Source organism: Streptomyces silaceus (assembly GCF_001419745.1).
GTDB lineage: Bacteria > Actinomycetota > Actinomycetes > Streptomycetales > Streptomycetaceae > Streptomyces > Streptomyces silaceus.
This window is the reverse complement of record NZ_LIRJ01000106.1, coordinates 1-17,017: the sequence shown is the minus strand read 5'-3', so window position 1 is coordinate 17,017 and position 17,017 is coordinate 1. Positions and strand designations below refer to the sequence as shown.

21 protein-coding genes and 1 pseudogene are annotated in these 17,017 nt (G+C 69.3%); 15 read left to right on the top strand and 7 right to left on the bottom strand.

All coding sequences use genetic code 11. The annotated features are described in order from the left end of the window. Positions 1-31 precede the first annotated feature (31 nt). Together AOK22_RS39665 and AOK22_RS12405 are read left to right on the top strand one after the other, a co-directional pair. Positions 32-175, top strand: a complete 144-nt coding sequence (locus AOK22_RS39665) for a hypothetical protein (protein ID WP_237773329.1) — start codon at positions 32-34, stop codon at positions 173-175. After that, the gene (locus AOK22_RS12405) at positions 172-510 is read left to right on the top strand and encodes a hypothetical protein (protein ID WP_237773328.1); all 339 of its coding nucleotides are present in this window, start codon (positions 172-174) and stop codon (positions 508-510) included. The genes AOK22_RS39665 and AOK22_RS12405 overlap by 4 nt, the downstream gene beginning before the upstream one ends. Positions 511-678: 168 nt before the next feature. On the opposite strand, the gene AOK22_RS12400 is transcribed toward AOK22_RS12405, so the two are convergent. From AOK22_RS12400 to AOK22_RS12385, 4 genes are read right to left on the bottom strand one after another with little or no spacing between them, the layout of a single operon-like run. After that, positions 679-1,119: an RDD family protein gene (locus AOK22_RS12400; protein ID WP_055698667.1), complete on the bottom strand. Its 441-nt coding sequence runs from the start codon at positions 1,117-1,119 to the stop codon at positions 679-681. A gap of 8 nt (positions 1,120-1,127) precedes the next feature. Further along, complete coding sequence (locus tag AOK22_RS12395) at positions 1,128-1,394, bottom strand: hypothetical protein (protein WP_055698666.1); 267 nt, start codon at positions 1,392-1,394, stop codon at positions 1,128-1,130. A gap of 13 nt (positions 1,395-1,407) precedes the next feature. Then, positions 1,408-2,292, bottom strand: coding sequence for a hypothetical protein (locus AOK22_RS12390; RefSeq protein ID WP_055698665.1), 885 nt, complete (start codon positions 2,290-2,292; stop codon positions 1,408-1,410). Positions 2,293-2,319: 27 nt separating this feature from the next. Further along, the gene (locus AOK22_RS12385; RefSeq protein ID WP_055698664.1) at positions 2,320-3,357 is read right to left on the bottom strand and encodes a hypothetical protein; all 1,038 of its coding nucleotides are present in this window, start codon (positions 3,355-3,357) and stop codon (positions 2,320-2,322) included. A gap of 508 nt (positions 3,358-3,865) precedes the next feature. Between AOK22_RS12385 and AOK22_RS12380 the strand changes: the two genes are divergently transcribed. Further along, on the top strand, positions 3,866-4,318 hold the full coding sequence (locus AOK22_RS12380; RefSeq protein WP_157872224.1) for a hypothetical protein: 453 nt from the start codon (positions 3,866-3,868) through the stop codon (positions 4,316-4,318). A 75-nt stretch (positions 4,319-4,393) separates the two neighbouring features. Here AOK22_RS12380 and AOK22_RS12375 read toward each other — a convergent pair whose 3' ends face one another. Continuing rightward, entirely contained in the window at positions 4,394-4,621 is a 228-nt protein-coding gene (locus tag AOK22_RS12375) for a hypothetical protein (RefSeq protein WP_055698662.1), read from the bottom strand. Positions 4,622-5,122: 501 nt separating this feature from the next. On the opposite strand from AOK22_RS12375, the gene AOK22_RS12370 reads away from it, so the two are divergent. From AOK22_RS12370 to AOK22_RS12360, 3 genes are all read left to right on the top strand, one after another. Then, positions 5,123-5,656, top strand: a complete 534-nt coding sequence (locus AOK22_RS12370) for a DinB family protein (RefSeq protein ID WP_055698661.1) — start codon at positions 5,123-5,125, stop codon at positions 5,654-5,656. A gap of 91 nt (positions 5,657-5,747) precedes the next feature. After that, a complete protein-coding gene (locus AOK22_RS12365; RefSeq protein ID WP_055698660.1) occupies positions 5,748-6,389 on the top strand; it encodes a hypothetical protein in 642 nt (213 codons plus the stop codon). 80 nt (positions 6,390-6,469) lie between these two features. Then, complete coding sequence (locus AOK22_RS12360; protein WP_055698659.1) at positions 6,470-6,934, top strand: hypothetical protein; 465 nt, start codon at positions 6,470-6,472, stop codon at positions 6,932-6,934. A 644-nt stretch (positions 6,935-7,578) separates the two neighbouring features. Here AOK22_RS12360 and AOK22_RS12355 read toward each other — a convergent pair. After that, on the bottom strand, positions 7,579-8,487 hold the full coding sequence (locus tag AOK22_RS12355; protein WP_055698658.1) for a S1 family peptidase: 909 nt from the start codon (positions 8,485-8,487) through the stop codon (positions 7,579-7,581). A 1,022-nt stretch (positions 8,488-9,509) separates the two neighbouring features. Here AOK22_RS12355 and AOK22_RS12350 point away from each other — a divergent pair. The 9 genes from AOK22_RS12350 (at position 9,510) to AOK22_RS12310 (ending at position 16,193) form a co-directional block, all read left to right on the top strand. Continuing rightward, positions 9,510-10,229: a hypothetical protein gene (locus tag AOK22_RS12350; RefSeq protein WP_055698657.1), complete on the top strand. Its 720-nt coding sequence runs from the start codon at positions 9,510-9,512 to the stop codon at positions 10,227-10,229. A gap of 17 nt (positions 10,230-10,246) precedes the next feature. Then, positions 10,247-11,086: a hypothetical protein gene (locus AOK22_RS12345; protein ID WP_055698656.1), complete on the top strand. Its 840-nt coding sequence runs from the start codon at positions 10,247-10,249 to the stop codon at positions 11,084-11,086. Continuing rightward, entirely contained in the window at positions 11,083-12,393 is a 1,311-nt protein-coding gene (locus AOK22_RS12340; RefSeq protein WP_055698655.1) for a TadA family conjugal transfer-associated ATPase, read from the top strand. Before AOK22_RS12345 ends, AOK22_RS12340 begins: the two co-directional genes overlap by 4 nt. 7 nt (positions 12,394-12,400) lie before the next feature. After that, on the top strand, positions 12,401-13,429 hold the full coding sequence (locus tag AOK22_RS12335) for a type II secretion system F family protein (RefSeq protein ID WP_055698654.1): 1,029 nt from the start codon (positions 12,401-12,403) through the stop codon (positions 13,427-13,429). Next, positions 13,426-14,355 (top strand): type II secretion system F family protein, encoded by a 930-nt coding sequence (locus AOK22_RS12330; RefSeq protein WP_055698653.1) that lies wholly within the window; start codon positions 13,426-13,428, stop codon positions 14,353-14,355. Before AOK22_RS12335 ends, AOK22_RS12330 begins: the two co-directional genes overlap by 4 nt. Before the next feature lie 94 nt (positions 14,356-14,449). Continuing rightward, positions 14,450-14,701: a hypothetical protein gene (locus AOK22_RS12325; protein ID WP_055698677.1), complete on the top strand. Its 252-nt coding sequence runs from the start codon at positions 14,450-14,452 to the stop codon at positions 14,699-14,701. Between the two features lie 102 nt (positions 14,702-14,803). Next, on the top strand, positions 14,804-15,238 hold the full coding sequence (locus AOK22_RS12320; protein ID WP_055698652.1) for a TadE/TadG family type IV pilus assembly protein: 435 nt from the start codon (positions 14,804-14,806) through the stop codon (positions 15,236-15,238). Next, the gene (locus AOK22_RS12315; RefSeq protein WP_237773327.1) at positions 15,238-15,723 is read left to right on the top strand and encodes a TadE/TadG family type IV pilus assembly protein; all 486 of its coding nucleotides are present in this window, start codon (positions 15,238-15,240) and stop codon (positions 15,721-15,723) included. Before AOK22_RS12320 ends, AOK22_RS12315 begins: the two co-directional genes overlap by 1 nt. Then, positions 15,720-16,193, top strand: a complete 474-nt coding sequence (locus AOK22_RS12310; protein WP_055698651.1) for a TadE/TadG family type IV pilus assembly protein — start codon at positions 15,720-15,722, stop codon at positions 16,191-16,193. Before AOK22_RS12315 ends, AOK22_RS12310 begins: the two co-directional genes overlap by 4 nt. 42 nt (positions 16,194-16,235) lie before the next feature. On the opposite strand, the pseudogene AOK22_RS41400 reads toward AOK22_RS12310, so the two are convergent. Further along, positions 16,236-17,017 (bottom strand): annotated as a pseudogene (locus AOK22_RS41400) (hypothetical protein); the annotation flags it as partial.

The following is a 17,017-nucleotide window of genomic DNA, read 5'->3' as shown; positions in this document are numbered from 1 at the left end:
CCGTAGGCGGATCGCCAGAGGGGAGTGCCCCGTGCGCGGACTGATCCCCGAAGCGCGGCTTGAGCGGGAGTTCGGTGCCGCCCGCGACACCGTCTGCAAAGCCACCGTCGCCCTCCGCGAGGAAGGCCTCATCGCCACCACTCGCGGCATGGGTTCTTACGTCACCGACAGGTGATTCTCGCCGATCGCGTGACGAAGAGTGCATGCGCGACGGATGCTCTCCGCATAGCCGATGTCACGATCCGCGTACCCGTCGAGGTGCGTGACCAGTTCGCTGCTGTCGCAGAGGCGCGCGGGATCTCTCTCCGTGCGCCGATGCAGGACTTGGCTGCTCAGATGCTCAACCCTGAGCAGATTCAGGAGCGCGCCGACCGCACGCGCGCGGTGCTCGCGGAGCGCTTCGGGCATGACGTGACGGACGAGGAGACCGCAGAGATGCGGCGGAAGATGAGTGAAGCCGCTGCGGCCTATCGCGCTGCCGACTCGGGGGTGGGGCGGGTAGTTGATTGACATCGAGTATGGGGATCTCGTACGGCGTTGGGGCCGCTGTGCATGCGGCGAGGCCGAGCCTCACGCTGCCGGCTTGAGTGCTGATCGCCACAGTTACTCCCGAGGGCTACGCGCGGCCTGGTGTCGGCGTGACGGATCGGAATTGCTGAGGAACTGCTGGAGTTCGCGTCAGGAAAGAGCCGCTCTCCGCCGCACCATCCGTAGCCCCACCGCGTCCTGCTGCTCCACGTCGCTGTCCGTGGCTACGTGGATGGGGACGAACACCACCATCCAGTAGAAGCCGAACAGCCAGCGGCCGAGCAGGCGGAGGAGAGTGGGGCGGCCGCCGTCGGAGGTGCGGACCACCCGTACGCCCATGAGGAGTTTTCCGAGGCTTGCGCGGGTCGCAAAGGTGAGCAGGACGTGATTGAGGAAGGACAGCCCGAACACCGCGCCGAGGGCCGCGGCCCACACCGTCGGGGACTGCATGCGGATTTCAGCGACTCCGTCCACCACCTTGACGCCCGCCGCGGCTCCGGCCGCGAGACCGCAGAGGAGGGCCAGGAGGGCGTCCAGACAGGCAGCGGTGACCCTGCGGGACTGTGTGGGGGTGCGCTGTCGGTTGGCCATGGTGCGGTCTACTTTCCGGCTCCGGACTTCTTTTTCTCTTCCTCTTCCTGCTCCACACGCTTGAGAGCCTTGTCTATCGCGGCGCGGGCGCTGGCGACCGCATCCTTGATTTGCTTCTTGTGGCCGGCGAACTCATGGCGGAAGCGCTCGCTCTTGGGGCCCTTCCAGGTGTCTGTGCCACACAGGGTCTGGACGTTGTCGACGGAGCGCTCCAATTCATCCGCGTACTGCTTGAGTTTGCGTACGTCCTCACGGCAATCGCTCTCACGTGACATCGTGCGGCCTTCCTCAGCCTTGAGTGATCAGGTTGGTCATCATCTTGCGCAGGGTGTTCTTGCCGACAGGACGCGCCTGGATGCCGGTGGGCGCGTTGGGCTTCTCGACGTACACCGTCCACAGGGCCTGTTCCGTCGCATACGTGGTCAGCAGCGGACCCGGGGCATCGGAAAGCAGGACCGTCTGGCCGACCACCAGGGCGTTGTTGATGGCCTTGGAGAGAGCGGTGTCGACGTTCTCCGTGCTGATCTGCTCCGGGGTCAGCTGCAGGGTGCGGCCGTCCTTGTCGGCGACCTCGAAGGGGTCGACGAACAGCAGCACCATGTCCGCCGCGTCCTTGGCGGAGGCGGCCAGGGTGAACATGTGCAAGCCGCCGGAGGTGACGCGCTCCACCAGGTAGAGGTCCTCGCCGTGCACGTACACCAGCATGTGCGTGGCGCCGCTGGAGGTGTGCTGCTCAACCGCCAGCGCACGGGAGGCAGTTCGGCGCAGGGCCAGGGCGAGGCTGACCTCGGGGGCGATGCGCATGTCGGCGTCCACACCAGAGGGGGTGTTCGCGCTCTCGGGGTTCGACTCCGCCGAGCGCAGGACCGCGTCGAGCTCCTCGATGTTGGCGATCTCCACGGCCTCGCGAGAGACGAGGGAGCGCAGGGCGGTGGCGTACGCCCACTCCCGCTCCTGGGCAGAGAGTTCACCGATGTGGGGAGTCGGTGCCACGCATTCGGTCAGCGAGTCCGGGTCGAGGACCGCGATCTCCTCGTCCGTGAGACGGAGGAGGGGCTGCGTGCCACCCTCGGCGAGCGCCTCGGCCAGAATGCCCCGGAACTCCTGGAGCTCCATGTCCAGGTCGACGTCGATGTTGGCGCCGATTCCAGGAGTTTTGTTGCTGCTTTGCATGATGGTTTTTCCGATGCTCGCTGCTCGTTACCAGAATTTGTACTTCTTGACGGCGTTGGGTACTAGGTTGGTGACCGCGCTCTTGGCGCCGTCAACGATTTCCTTGCCCTTGTCCTTGACTTTTCCGCCCCACTCCTTGGTGGCGTTCCAGGCGTGTTTGGCGCCGGACTTGATGTCGTCGCCCCACTTGTCCCAGCCCCAGCTTCCAAGGAAATAGGCACCGGCCACACCGAGCGCGACCCAGCCCACGACGGGCACCGCGGCCGCCACGGTCGCCGAGGCGCCCAGCGCCGTGGCGGCGCTTGCGCCGCCGAGGACGGCAGCGGCGCCGCCCGCCTCTAGGAATCCCATGCCGCGGTCGGCTACGCCGTACGCGCCCTTGTGATCCGGGAGGAACATCTGCTTGACGCCGTGGAGGACGCTTAGCGGCAGGAAGACGCGAGTCGCGAGCTTGCCTACGCCCGGGGCGTTCTTGAAAAGCTTTTCCGCGAACGGAATCTTCAGGCGCATGGCAGTGCGTCGGACCGCCTGCTGCCACTTCCAGGGCTCCTTGTACCAGTTGCGGATCTTCTGGTCCTTGAGGAGTTCTCTGAGGAGCTCGCCGCGCTTCGCCTTGATGCGGTCGGCCGACGAACCGAAGTACTTGTTGAGCTCCCAGACAGCCCGCGCGCCCGCGACGTTCTGCCCCTGCTGCCATCGCGCGTAGAGGTGCATCGAGGCTTCTATGGCCGTGGGAATCTTGAGGATTTTGAGAGGCGTCTTGATGTCTTTGAGCGTTCCCTCTTGAAATTCCTTCCAGGTCTCCAAGGCGCCCGCGAGACTGGCGAAGGTGAGGACGGCTTCCGGGTCGTCCTTGGCGATTCCGAGACGGCGTCGGATGTCCTTTGCTTCGTCTGTTGCCCAGGACGCCTTCTTGGGGAAGGAGGAAACTCCTTCGGCCTTGGCGTTCCATTTCTCCAGAATTCCGTTAATCAAGCCGCCTTGGATGGTGAGAGTTCCTCCCATGACGTCGACGGCAGCCGCCAATTTGGGTGCCTGGACGTCGTCCATTCCCTTGAAGCCCACGGGCCTGCTCCTTGGTGGTTCCTGAGCTCATTGGGGCGAGGGTGTCCCCAACGGCTCGACGTTATCTGGGGGGTTACTGGTTCCGCCAGGAGCAATAGTCGGGCAAAACTAGGCAAGTAGTATATGTGTGCTGGGGCGTGAGGTGAGGAACACGAGCGGGCAAGGGCAGTTGACGTCCCGTGCCGTTGTGCTTCTCGACTCCGCCGCCAGCGTGGACGTCACGCGGTTGCCAGATGCCGGGGTTCCCTGGGGTGCGCGTGGCGGCCGCCGTGGCTGTACGTGGCATCGGGGCCGGGTGCGAGCCGGGAGCGGCCGTCGCAAGTTAAACGGTACTCGCGTGATCTGTACGGCACTTGTCGCGGCCCAAGCGGTGTTCATGCGGTACGCGGTTGTGTGCGGGGCAACACCGTGCCATGGTCGCGCCGGCGGGAAGCGCCCCTAGGGTGTCGTCATGTACATCTCGCCTCGGGCCCTTGACGGCAGCCGTCGGCACCGTCTGGTTGTCGGCATGACGCTGTTCTTCTTCATGGCGTTCGTCGGGGCGGTCCTGACCTTCGTTGCGTTCGGCGACGGCATCGGTGCCTGGGCGCGTGCCGGGCTCGCGGCCGGGGCGCTGTCCACGTTCACGGTCGCCTGGTGGTGCGCTCGTTACTGGTACGCGGCCTACTGCGACGGTCGCCGCGCGGAGCCGGTTCCTGAGCCCAATCCCTGGCCGTGGGTGCTGCCTTGGGCCGTCCTGGTTACGACGCTCGCTGTCACCGGGATCCGCGACCTGAGTGGCGGCAACAGCCAGGGGTGGTTCTCGATCGGGTTCGCGGGGCTCCTTGGACTGCCCGCGATCGGCGGCCTCGTCGCGCTGCTGTTCGGGCTGGTGAGTGATGCGCGGTCGGGGCGGAGGCGTACGCCTCCGGTCCCCGCGGAGCCGGAGCGGCCGCGGCGTGACTGGGGGCCGATCGGCTGAGGCCAGCAGATGTCGCCACTGGCCGAGGGGACGGAGTGGCCGGTGGCACCCGGGTGCCTTCGGGCCTTCAGGCCCTCAGGCCGTCGGCTCCGTGAATAGTTCCTCGGCGGTGGTGATGGTGAGGGCGCGGTCGAGCCATGTGCCGAGCGTGTCGAGGTCGGTGCAGGTGGTGACGCGCTCGCGTGCGGGGTCGGGGACCTCGATGCCGCGGCGGTCGAGGATGCGGAGGATGTCCTCGGCGCGGCCCTCCGCGCGCAGCCGCTGAGAGGTCTCAGAGTGGAAGAAGGAGAGGTCGACGGTCACTAGGTCCCTCCAGGTCTGGGCGGCCGGGGCGCTGCCCAGGCCGAGTTCGGTCAGTTCCGCGAAGATCCTCGCGGTCTCTTCGTGGGAGCTTCATATTCGGCCGGTCGATCCCCGGGGCTTCGCTCTTCCCCGCGTGCGGGGGCTCGCTCTTCTTGCCGCTGCCCTCATCGGCCCCGGCGATCTTGTCCTTCCCGGAGCCACCGTCGCCACCGTCCCCGCCTCCACACGCCGTCGGCAGGAGGGCTGCGGCCGCCGTGAGCGAGACGGCAATGGGTCGGATGGGGGCGACAGTTCGACAAGCCATCCGAAGGTGCTGAAGTGGTCAATGGCTTCGCTAGGGCTAACTTTGCCGAACGGGGAATGTCTCGCCCACCGGGCGTAGATGTCCGATATCCCGGATCAAATTAGGCCAGTTCGTACATGGAGCGGACGAATGGCGCCGGTTTCCATGCCCGCATAAATTCCGAGCACGGCCCGCCACTCGCTCGGCATGATGGCCCGATGCCCGAGATACCTGCCCGCGTGGCCGCCCCCCGTCCCAGGACCGAACCCCCGCACGCCGCAGCAGATGAACGCGTCTCGCTCACCGCCTTCCTCCAGTACCAGCGCGAAACCCTCGCGATGAAGTGCGCGGGACTGACCGCCGAGCAGCTCAAGGACCGGGCCGTGCCGCCCTCGTACATGTCGTTGCTCGGCCTGGTCCGGCACCTCGCCGAAGTCGAGCGCAGCTGGTTCCGGAACGTGCTCAACGGCGAGGCGCTCAGGGCCAATTGGCAGGGCCGGGTCCCCGGCGAGTACGCCGACTTCGACGTCGCCGACGCCGACCCCGACGAGGCCTTCGAGGTCTGGCACGCCGAATGCGCCCGCTCCCGGGCCGTCGTGGAGGCCATGGACTCCCTCGACGTCACCGTCGACTTCCGCGACGACACGTACTCGCTCCGTTACGTCCTCACGCACATGATCGAGGAGTACGCCCGCCACAACGGCCACGCCGATCTGCTCAGGGAGCGCATCGACGGAGCCGCCGGGGAGTAGCCGGGGGAGCGGTCGGAGAGTGGTCCAGGAACGGCCCCGTAGGCTGGCGGCCGGGAAACAGCCACACCGGGGGACGGAGAGGGTGCCAGCCATGGCCCGCTACACAGCACCGCAGACCATCGCGCGCGGCGGATTCAGCATCAAGGTCCCGGAGACGTGGTGGGAGTTCGACGTGCGTCCCGAGTCGCGCGACGCCGCCATCCGGCAGATGCTCAACGACCGGGTCCGCGCCCGCCCGGAGCTGGCCCCGCACCGCGACACCTTCGAGGCGTTCCTGCGCAAGGCGTCGAAGGACGCGTGGCAGTCCGGGGCGCTGTACTGCGGCTGCATGGCGGAGAGCTTCGGCGGCGATACGCCGATCACGGGCTCGGTCACCGTCTCCCTGGTCGGCGCCCGCACCCCGAACGGCGACGTCCTGCCGACGGACCCCGAGCGCATCGTCGCCCAGCTCGGCGTGCGCGAGGCCAAGCGCGAGGGCGACGCGTGGCGCAAGGTCACGACGGTCGACATCCCGGGCGTGGGCCTCGCGGCCCGCACGTACGGCGTGGAGGACGTCACCGTGACCGGCGACGACCGCACGATGCGCGTGGTCCTGATGCAGACCTTCATCCCGCTCCCGGGTGAGCAGGGCAAGGTCGCCCTGGTCTCGGGCAGCAGCCAGATCCTCGACCTCGCGGACTCGTTCTTCGACATCTTCGACGCGGTGACTTCTACGTTCCGCTTCGCGGAGTAGGAGGAGTACGAGGGGTACTAGGGGTACGGAGGGCAGGGCGGGGACCAAGAGCAGAGTGGGCGCGAAGGGCATGAGGTCACATGGTGCGTACGGTCCCCGTCGAGGAAGCCGCTGCCCGGCTCCGGGCCCTCCTTGCGGCGGAATCCGCCGGACAGCAGGATCCGCTCGTCGCCGCTCTGCACGCTTTCTCGGATTTCGCCCTCATCGACTTCTCCGTGCCGGACTGCCCTGATGTCGACGGGTGTCTGTTCGAGTACGGGATCAACTCCTTGGCCGGAGAGCCCCTCTTCGTCGTCAATCTGACCCGGCAGTTCGAGGTCCTCGACTCCTCCGGGGAGCACGAGAGTCACGCGCAGGTGTCCTGCGAAGTGCGCTACCGGGTGACCTCGGAGGCCGAGCCTCTCGGGGACTGCGAGGAATGGTGGTTCCGAGGAGAGCCGGGCGACTTCTCTTCCTGGTGGCGGTCGCTTCCGCTGGAGTCGCTGGTCGGTGCCCTGGGGAATCGCGCGCCCACCGCAGTCGAGGTGACTTCAGACATCATCTGATGCCCGGCGAATGACGCCTTGCCTCTGGAGAGCGTGCTGTGCATGTGAATGCCAACGACACCCCGGATCTCGCCGGGCCGATATCCGCCTGGCGCTGGTCCCCGAATCCACTGTTCACCTTCGCTGCGGTGCGCAGCGCCGACGGTGGCCCCCTCCTTCAGATCAACGTGCGTGGTCCCTACGACCAGGAACTCGTCATGGCCCTTCTGGAGTACGCGCGAGATCGTAGTTCCGAATTCATCTCAGGGAAGCGGCAGTTGGGTGTTCTCGAAGGTTTCCGGGGACGCAGAGCCGGAGCAAGGGGGACGAGCGCGGATTCGCGCCGCTCGCCACGCTGTTGCGCGAACTCGGCCTGCTGGACGGCGCCGACGGCGGCTTCGTGGAGTGGGAGAACCGGCGCGGGCAGGTGTGGCGTGCCGAATGGCGTGGTGGCGTCTGTCAGGTGGCCGCCGGTGACGAGCGGCAGCCGCACGCCGTGGGCATCGCCGCGCTTCAGGCGCCGGCCCGCGCCGGCGCGGCGGATCAGCGGGGAGACCTCGGGCGTATGGCGGCGTACGGCCCTGGACCGCGGCGTGCGGCCCGGGTCGGCGTGAGCGTCACGCCGACCCGGAACCGTCACCGTCGGCCCGTCGGCCGATTCAGGCTCAACGCCGGTTCAGCGCCCTCTTCACCTTCTTCGCCGACGCCGAGTCGCCCAGCGTCTTCCACAGCTTGTCCGAGCTCAGGGACGTGTAGACGCCGGGGGCGCCCTGGGCGCCGCAGCCGTCGCCGTAGGAGACGACACCCACCAGGATCGGGGCTTCGCGGCCGGGGACCTTGCGGAAGATCGGGCCGCCGCTGTCGCCCTGGCAGGAGTCCTTGGTCTCCACGCCGGCGCAGAAGTTGACCTTCGCGTCGTACTCCTTGTAGCTCGTCCTGCACTCCGCGTGGGAGAGGATCGGGACCTTCACCTGGCGCAGGCGGTCCGGGGTGTAGGGGAGTTCCGTGTCCGTGTTGCCCCAGCCCGCGACCGTCGCCTTCTGGCCCGGGCGGATCAGCGCGTCGGTGCCCTGCGTGGGCAGCGCCACGGGGGAGATGCCGCGTACCGGCTTCTCCAACTGGAGGAACGCGACGTCGTATGCCTCCTGGCCCTTGAGGTAGCGCGGGTGCACGACCACGCCGCCCTTGGCGATGTTCCGTATCTGGCCCTGCTTGGACGAGAGGACCGTGCGGCCCACCGCGACCTGCAGCGTCTTCGGCTTGACCGGCTTGCCCGCCTCGTCGACCAGGCAGTGCGCCGCCGTCGCGATGGTGTCCGGCGTGACCAGGCTGCCGCCGCAGAACTGGCGGTCACGCGCGCTGCCGGGGCCCTTCTCGAGGAGCGCCGTCATGAACGGGTAGGTGTCGTTGGAGACTTCGGTGCCGCCGATGATCGCGTGCGCGGTGGGCGCGGAGGTGGCGACCATCGCCAGGGCGGCGCCGGTCGCGGCGAGCCCCGCGGCCACGGACCTGGCCGAGGACCTGGTCACGGACTTGGACGCGGACGTCTTGTTCTTGCGTGCGGAAGTTCTCATGGGGGGTTGGTTCTCTTTCGTACGACAGGAATTGCGGTACCCGGCGCGCTACTTGATGCGGACGGAGTCTGATTTCCCTCCGCCTTCTCGCTGCGTCGCGCCGTGCGCGCGAAAGGTCCGGACCAATGGGGCGGTGAGAGAGCAACTCCGGTGGTCGGGCCGTGAATTGGTCTGGTGTTCAACCAATTCGGCTCTCCGTCATTCCCCGCTGAATCCTCGCGCGGAATGTGAGAGGGGGAATGGGGGGTGCGGGTTCACTGCGTGGTGGGGTTGCTCGATGTCCTTGTCGGCGCCCCCCGCCGGGGACCTTCGGTCTTCCGGCGCGGCAACTCTCGTACGAGTGACGACAGTTCCGGCATCGATCGTAATTGCCGCAACTCGTGGATATCGCCCAATCCGCCTCGCTCCGACCCCGCCCCGCCCTCGCCGGGTCCTCGCCTGGCCCTCGTCCGGTCCTCGCCTCCGCCCCCGCGGAGTTGCGTGGATCCTGCGGAGAACTCGCAGGCATCCCGTGCCGATGCCCGAAACGCGGCCGAATCTCTTCGGTCCACCCCCGCCCCGAGGTGTAGCAGCCGGGAACCGGCCGTACCCCCTCCGGCGTCCCCCTTGTCGCTGGTCGATCATGGTGCGGCCCGGCGAGGGCTGTGTGTGAGGTTCGTGCGGGCTCCGTCACCGGGCCCCGCGCCCCCGGTTGTGCAAAGCGTCAATCTTCGCGTACGCACACGCGCGTGAACTCCTGTGACCCAGGAACGACCGTGGAACCGGGTGGAACCAGAGCGCGCGGATTGCGCGTGGATAACGATGGTGGCTGTGAGCTTCGCGATCTTTAACGCGCCTTGAGGGGCTTATGTGCTGCTGATACGGTGCGATGACTTGACACTGGCCCCGGGGCTGAATAGCCCGCCCGGGGCGAGCGGGGGAAGTCGCGCGAGCGAGAGAAGTCGCGAGCGTCACAGATGATCGCGAGTGTCATGGATGACGGAAATTGACCGAATCTTCTTGGGTGTGCGGGGAGCAGTTGCGTGAAGATCCAGGAGCGTACGGGGGCGGGCAACAACCGTTCTGCCGCGCCGGCTCAGCCCGGAGTCGGTGAGCGTCTTCCCGCGCCGCCTCGCGAGCGCAAACCGGCACTGGCCGCGCTGGCCGTTCTCCTCATCCTCGTCGGCGCGCTCGGCGCCACCGTGCTCGTGCTGCGCGCCGGTGACCGCGTCGAGGTCGTGAAGGTGACGAAGGAGATCCCGGCGGGGGAGTCGCCCGTCGAAGGCGAGAACATCTCCTCCGTGATGGTCGCCGAGGACACCTCGATCCACTACGTGAAGTGGGAGCAGCGCGCCGCCCTCACCAAGCTCAAGGCCAAGAACACCATCCCCGGCGGCGTCGTCGCCGTCGGCGAGATGTTCGGTGCCAAGAGTGGTCTGCCCGCGGGCAAGGCCTCCGTCGGACTCTCCCTCAAGGAGGGCCAGTACCCCTCCGACCTGAAGGCCGGCGACACCGTCTCCGCCTTCCCGGTCGTCTCCGGTACCTCCACCGGCAAGGGCTCCAGCGGCAGCAACGGCACCTCCGGTACGCCCCTGGTCGCCTCCGCCAAGGTGAACACCATCGCCGCCAAGAGCGACGCCACCGTGAGCACCGGCAACCTGAGCATCACCCTCCTTGTCCCGCAGGAGGAGGTCGCGGCTCTGGCGAGCGCGGCGTCCGAGGGCAAGGTCGTCGTCGCGCGTGTCTCCGATTCCGGCAACTAGAGGCGAGTAGAAGAGACATGGCGCTCATCGCTCTCGCCGCCGACAAGGGGTCTCCCGGCGTCACCACCGCCGCCGTCGCGCTCGCCGCCGTCTGGCCGCGCCGCGTGCTGGTGGCCGAGACCGACCCCGCGGGCGGCGACCTGGTCTACCGCAGTGCCGCCGCGCACGGCGGACCGCTCAACCCCAACACGGGCATGCTGTCGATAGCGGCGACCGCCCGCCGCGGCCTCGTGCCCGACCAACTCTGGGACCACGTCCAGCCGTTGAGCGGCGGCCTTGAGGTCCTCGTCGGGCTCGGCGTCGCCGAGCAGGCCGCCGGGCTCGCCGGGCTGTGGCCCACCCTCGGCCGTGCCTTCTCGCAGCTCGCCGACTCCCCGCACGCGCCCGCCGACGTCATCGCCGACTGCGGACGCATCAGCGGTGACACCCCGGCCGTCGAACTGTTCCCGCAGGCCGCGCTCGTGCTGCTCGTCTCGCGCACCGAGCCGGAGGCGCTCGCGCGCGTGCGCGACCGTGCCGCCGCCCTCGCCGCCAAGCTGCACGGCGGGCCGCGCGGCGCCGCCACGCTCGCCCAGCCGCTCATCGGCGTCCTCCTGATCGCCGACCCCTCCACCTCGTCCAAGCTCGTCCACCAGGTCAACGAGATGCTGGCGGCCGCGCAGACCGGCGCCCGTGTCGTGGGCACGCTCGCCGACGACCCGGCGGGCGCCGACCAGTTGGCCGGCCGCAGGCGCGGGCGGCTCGACAAGTCCCTCCTGATCCGGTCGGCCCGCAAGGTCACCGTCGACCTCTACCAGCAGTACGGCGCCGCCTGGACCAACCCGGTCGCCCAGCAGCAGCCCGGGGCGGGCCGATGAGCACGCCCGTCGACCACCAGCTGGTCAAGCGGTTCCGGCAGGACGCCGGTGACCGCATCGCCGAGCAGCGCCGCCTCGACCAGGTCTCCGGCGTCACCCCGATGTCGGGTGAGGACGAGCGGCACTACGCCCGCGCCGTCATCGCGCAGATCCTGGAGGAGTACGCGCGCGCGGAGATCAACGCCGGGCGCACCCCGCTCGACGCGGAGACCGAGGAGCAGTACGCGGCCGCCGTGCACGCCGCGCTCTTCGGCGTCGGACGGCTGCAGCCGCTGCTCGACGACCCCGAGGTCGAGAACATCGACATCAACGGCTGCGACCAGGTCTTCGTCGGGTACGCCGACGGCCGCGAGACCAAGGCCGACCCGGTCGCCGAGACCGACGAGGAGCTCGTCGAGCTCATCCAGGTGCTCGGTGCCTACTCCGGTCTGTCCTCGCGCCCCTTCGACTCGGCGAACCCGCAGCTCGACCTGCGGCTGCCCGACGGCTCGCGTCTGTCGGCGGTCATGGACGTCACGCGGCGTCCCGCGCTCTCCATCCGCCGCGCCCGCATGGGCAAGGTCTTCATGTCCGACCTCGTCGGCAACGGCACGCTCACCCCGGAGATCGGCCACTTCCTGGCCTGCGCGGTCCGCGCCCGCAAGAACATCATGATCGCGGGCGCGACGAACGCCGGAAAGACCACGCTCCTGCGCGCGCTGGCCAACGAGATCCCGCCGCACGAGCGCCTGGTGACCGTCGAGCGCGCCCTGGAGCTCGGCCTCGACACCTTCTCCGACCTCCACCCGAACGTCGTCGCCTTCGAGGAGCGCCTGCCCAACTCCGAGGGCCAGGGCGAGATCTCGATGGCGGAGCTGGTCCGTCGTTCCCTGCGTATGAACCCCTCCCGCGTCATCGTCGGTGAGGTGCTCGGCGACGAGATCGTGACGATGCTGAACGCGATGTCGCAGGGCAACGACGGCTCGCTCTCCACGATCCACGCCAACAGCTCCAGCGAGGTCTTCAACCGCATCTCGACGTACGCGTTGCAGGCCTCCGAGCGGCTGCCCATCGAGGCGAGCCAGATGCTCGTCGCGGGCGCCGTGAACTTCGTCGTCTTCATCCAGCGACGCAACAACTACCAGTCCGGCGGCAAGCTCCAGCGCATGGTGACCTCGGTCCGCGAGGTCAACGGCGTCGACGGCCGCGTACTGTCCAGCGAGGTCTTCGCGGAGGCGCCCGACGGCCGTGTCGTCGCGCACGCGCCGATCGCCTGCATGGACGAGCTGGCCGCGTTCGGCTACCGCCCCGCCGGGCAATGGGGGTGAGCACGACATGAACTCACTGGGCTCCATGGGCGGCCTGTTCTCGCTGCCCGTCCTGTACGCGCTGGGCTGCGGCGTCGCCGCGGGCGGCGGTATCGCGCTGCTCGCGCTCGCGATCCGCGGCCTGCCCGCCAAGGCCGCGCACGAGAAGCACAAGGCGAGCGAGCGCGCGAGCGAACTGATCCGCTTCGTCGGCCGGCGCGGCTCGGCGGCGATCGGCGTGGGCCTGGTCGTCCTGCTCCTGACCCGGTGGGCGGTCGCGGGCCTCGCGGCCGGCATCCTCGTCTTCTTCTGGGACAAGCTCTTCGGCGGCGCGGCGGAGGAGCGCGCGCAGATGCGCCGCGTCGAGGCGCTGGCCGCCTGGACGGAATCCCTCCGCGACACCATCGCGGGCGCCGTCGGCCTGGAGCAGGCCATCCCGGCCTCCGCCCGTGCCGCCGCCCCGGTGCTCCGCCCCCACCTGGACGCCCTGGTGGACCGGCTGCGGGCGCGCACGCCGCTGCCCGAGGCGCTGCAGGTCCTCGCCGACGAGATCGACGACGCCTCGGCGGACATCATCGTCGCGGCCCTGATCCTCAACGCCAAGCTGCGCGGCCCCGGCCTGCGCCAGGTCCTCGGCGCGCTCGCCAAGTCGGCGCGCGAGGAGGTCGACATGCGCCAGCGCGTCATGGCGCAGCGCGCGTCGACCCGCCGCTCGGTGCAGATCGTCGTCGCGGTCTCCGTCGCGTTCGTCCTCGGCCTGTCCGTCTTCAACCGCGAGTTCGTCGCGCCGTACGGCACGGCGGTCGGCCAGGTCGTGCTCGCCATGGTCTGCGCGCTGTTCGCGCTGGGCTTCTGGTGGCTGCGCAAGCTGTCGACGGTGGAGACGCCGGACCGCTTCCTCATCAAGGACGAGCCGGGCGTGCAGTTCGTGCGCCCGCGCGGCGCCGGCGGTGAGCAGGCGGCCGTCGGCCAGGACCAGGCGCCGCAGTTCGGCCGGCCGGGCGCGACCCAGCAGGTCCCGGGCTACACCAACTCCTCCGAGGGGGTACGTCGATGAGCCTGACGATGCCGATAGTGATCGGCGCGGTGCTGGGCCTCGGCATCTTCGCCCTCGTCCGTGCCCTGATGCCGTCCAAGCGCAGCGCGGTCGCCACGGTGGCCCGCATCGACGCGATGCGGGCGCGCGGCGCGGCGTACGAGTCGCAGCGGGCGACGGCGGACGCGGAGAGCCCCGGGCGGTTCGGCACGATGCGTTCGCGCGTGGGCCGGCGGGTCGCGGAGTTCTACCTCCAGCAGGGCTGGGAACAGCGGTCGTTGCGGGCCGACCTCGCGGTCCTCGACCGCAGCTGGGAGAAGTTCCTGGCGACGAAGGTGCTGCTGGCCGCGGTCGGCGTGTTCTTCGGCCCGTTCCTCTTCGCCGTCATCTGGACGCTGGGCTTCGGCAGCAGCCCGATCATCCCGGTGTGGCTCGCGCTGATGTTCGGCGCGCTCTTCTTCTTCCTGCCGGACCTGGAAGTACGCAGGGACGCGGCAGACAAGCGGCGCGACCTGCGCCGTGTCATCGGCGCCTATCTGGACCTGGTGTCGATGAGCCTCGCGGGCGGCCGTGGCCTCCCCGAGGCGCTCATGGCGGCGGCGGAAGTCTCCGACGGATGGGCGACGCAACGTATCCGAAGCGCTCTGGCCGACGCCCGCATCACCGGCGTCAGCCAGTGGCAGGCCCTCGGCTCGCTCGGCGAGGAACTGGGCGTCGAAGAGCTGAAGGACCTGTCGGCGTCTCTGGCGCTGGTGGCGGACGACGGCGCGAAGGTGCGCGAGTCGCTGGCCTCCCGCGCGGAGACGATGCGGCACCGCGAACTGGCCGAGATCGAGGGCAGTGCGGGCGAGAAGTCCCAGTCGATGCTGGTGGCACAGCTGCTGCTGTGCGCGGGGTTCCTCGTCTTCCTGATCTTTCCGGCGGCGATGCGCGTGTTCCAGGTCTAGCGGCAGCGATCCCACGACGACGGGGCGCCGGCGACAACGGGGGCCGGCGCTTTTCCCCCCACCGAATCTGAGAGGACACCTCATCATGGACGGAATGAACGGACGTAACTTCAGCACCGGTATCCCCGGTCTGGACTTCATGATCACCTTCCTGCAGGGCCGCGTGCAGCGCGCCCGCTCCGGCGAGCTGGACCGCGGCGCGTCCGCGGTCGAGTGGGTCATCATCTCGGCGGTCGTCGTGGCGATCGTGGGCGTGGTGGCGGCGGTCATCAACGCAGCTCTCAAGGGCGGCGCCGACAAGGTCAGCGACTGCATCAAGGGCGCCGACGCCGGCAGCACCTGCTGATCCGCGGGACGACGGAGAACTGACGACCGGCGGCCGCCGACGGGCCGCCGCTGACCGGCAGCTGAGGACATCGGAAGGGCGACGGGGGTTCGGGTGCGGAGAATGCGTGGATTCGTGCGCCGCAGGGTGGAGGCCGCCTCCGCCCGCGGCGAATCCGGCATGACCGCGATCGAGTTCGTGCTGCTCACTCCGGTGCTCTTCTTCATGATCTTCGCGACGGTGCAGTTCGCGCTGTACTTCTTCGCGGACCACGTGGCCCAGGCCGCGGCCCAGGCGGGCGCGCGCAAGGCCCGTGCCACGGCGGACGAGAACCCCGGCGGCTGGCGGGGCGAGGCGGGCGACGTCGCCGACGCCTACATCCGTCAGCTCGGCCCGAAGCTGGTGCTCGGCCCGAACGTGAAGACCATCCAGCCGGAGCAGAACACCGTCGGGGTGGAGATCACGGCCCGGGTGCCCACGGTCTTCCCCGGACTCGACCTGACGGTGCACGCGGAGTCGTCGGGGCCGGTGGAGCGGTTCGTGGAAGAGGGCGGCTGATGCGGAACGTAGGCGACGTGGAGGCCGAGGCCCGCAGACGGGTGCCGAGCGGAGTCCGCCGCCGGTGCGGTGCCGGCAGGGAGCCGCGGGACGACCGCGGACTGTCGACGGTCGAGGTCGTCATCCTCGCCCCCGTGATGATCCTCTTCATCCTGGTCCTGGTCGCCTTCGGCCAGCTCGTCGACGGCCGGGGGGCCATCGACGGCGCGGCCCGGGACGCGGCACGCGCGGGCTCGATCCAGAAGGAGCACGGGACGGCGATGGCCGAGGCGAGGAAGGCGGCGCGGGCGGACCTCGCGGACGTCTGCTCGGGCCCGGTCTCCGTCGTCCAGAAGAGCGACGGCTTCGACCCCGACGTCGACCCCTTCTTCACCGTCGAAGTCAGCTGCGAGGTCAGGGGACTCGCGATGCTCGGCCTGGACATCCCCACGACGCTGGAGGCCAGCTTCAGCTCCCCGCTGGACCCGTACCGGAGGTCGGCGTGAAGCGTCCTTCCCGTGAAGTCGTCGTACGCGACTGGATCGCGTCCCGCCGCGAGCGCCTCGACGACCGGGGCTCGGGCGCCGGTGCCGTGATCATCTTCGCGATCGTCTTCCTCACGCTGTCCGCGTTCGTGATCGACGGCGGCCTGTCCATCTCCAAGCGGGAGCGGGCCGCCGACATCGCGGAGCAGGCCGCGCGCTACGCGGCGCAGGATCTCGACACGGAGGGCATCTACGAGGGTGCCAAGGGCGCCCCGATCAACTACCAGAACTGCGGCGCGCGGGTCCGTGCCTTCGTCGAGGAGGCCGGCCTGATCGCCTCCGACGTGGCGAACACGCACTGCGTGACGGCGAACGCGCAGCAGGTCGAGGTCGAGGTCCAGATGACCTACAGCCCCGTGTTCACGGGCATGTTCTACGGCGGGGACGTCACCGTGAAGGGGCGTGCGGCCGCGGAGAACGAGGTCGGCTGAGCCCGGCGCGGGCCGGGCCGGTCCGACGGCGTCGCGGCGGCCTCACTCACCCTTCCACTGGGTCGCCGTCATCACGTAGGTGCGCAGGCTGTCGTTGGTCGCGGGCTCCTTGTTGACCTTGGTGATCCACAGATGCGTCACGGCGCCGTCCTCGGAGGCGACGCAGACGCCGGTGCCTTCCTTGAGCAGCGAGTCGTTCTTGATCCGGCTCAGCGGGACCGGGTTGGGCAGGTCCGCCTTCTGCGCGGCGGCGCGGCAGGCGCTGGGGGTCGGCCTGCGCTCCTTGGTCGTGCCCCAGTCCCCGCTCTCGTCGGCGAGGCGGATGCCGTTGGTGCTCAGGGGCTCGGCGCAGTCGGCGTACGTGATGCGGGCGCCGGTCCTCGGCAGGTACTCGTTGTTCGTGGAGACCGTGACGTCCTCCAGGTCGAGCTTGGTGACGTCGGAGGGCCGACAGACGGAGTCCATGCCGGCGTCCTCGGAGTTGGGCGTGAACTTCGGGGCGCGCAGGACGATGCCCTTGTTCCGCGTACTGACGACCCAACCGGCCTCGTTCTTCGGGGCGTTGGCGGAGTCGGACCCCGAGCTCGCCCCCGACTCCGGATCCGAGCCCTTCTGCCCGTCCGCGTTCGCGCCCGGCGAGGCACCCGCGTCGCTGCCGCCGCCGTCCTTGCCGCTCTTGCCGTTCTTGCTGTCGCTGCTGTCGCCCATCAACTGATACGCGGCGATCGACCCGCCGCCCACGGCGAGCACCCCCACGACGGCGAGGGCGGCGACAAGCCCGGTCCTGCGCCGCTTCGGGGCGGCGGTCGGGGCCTGGGCGGGCT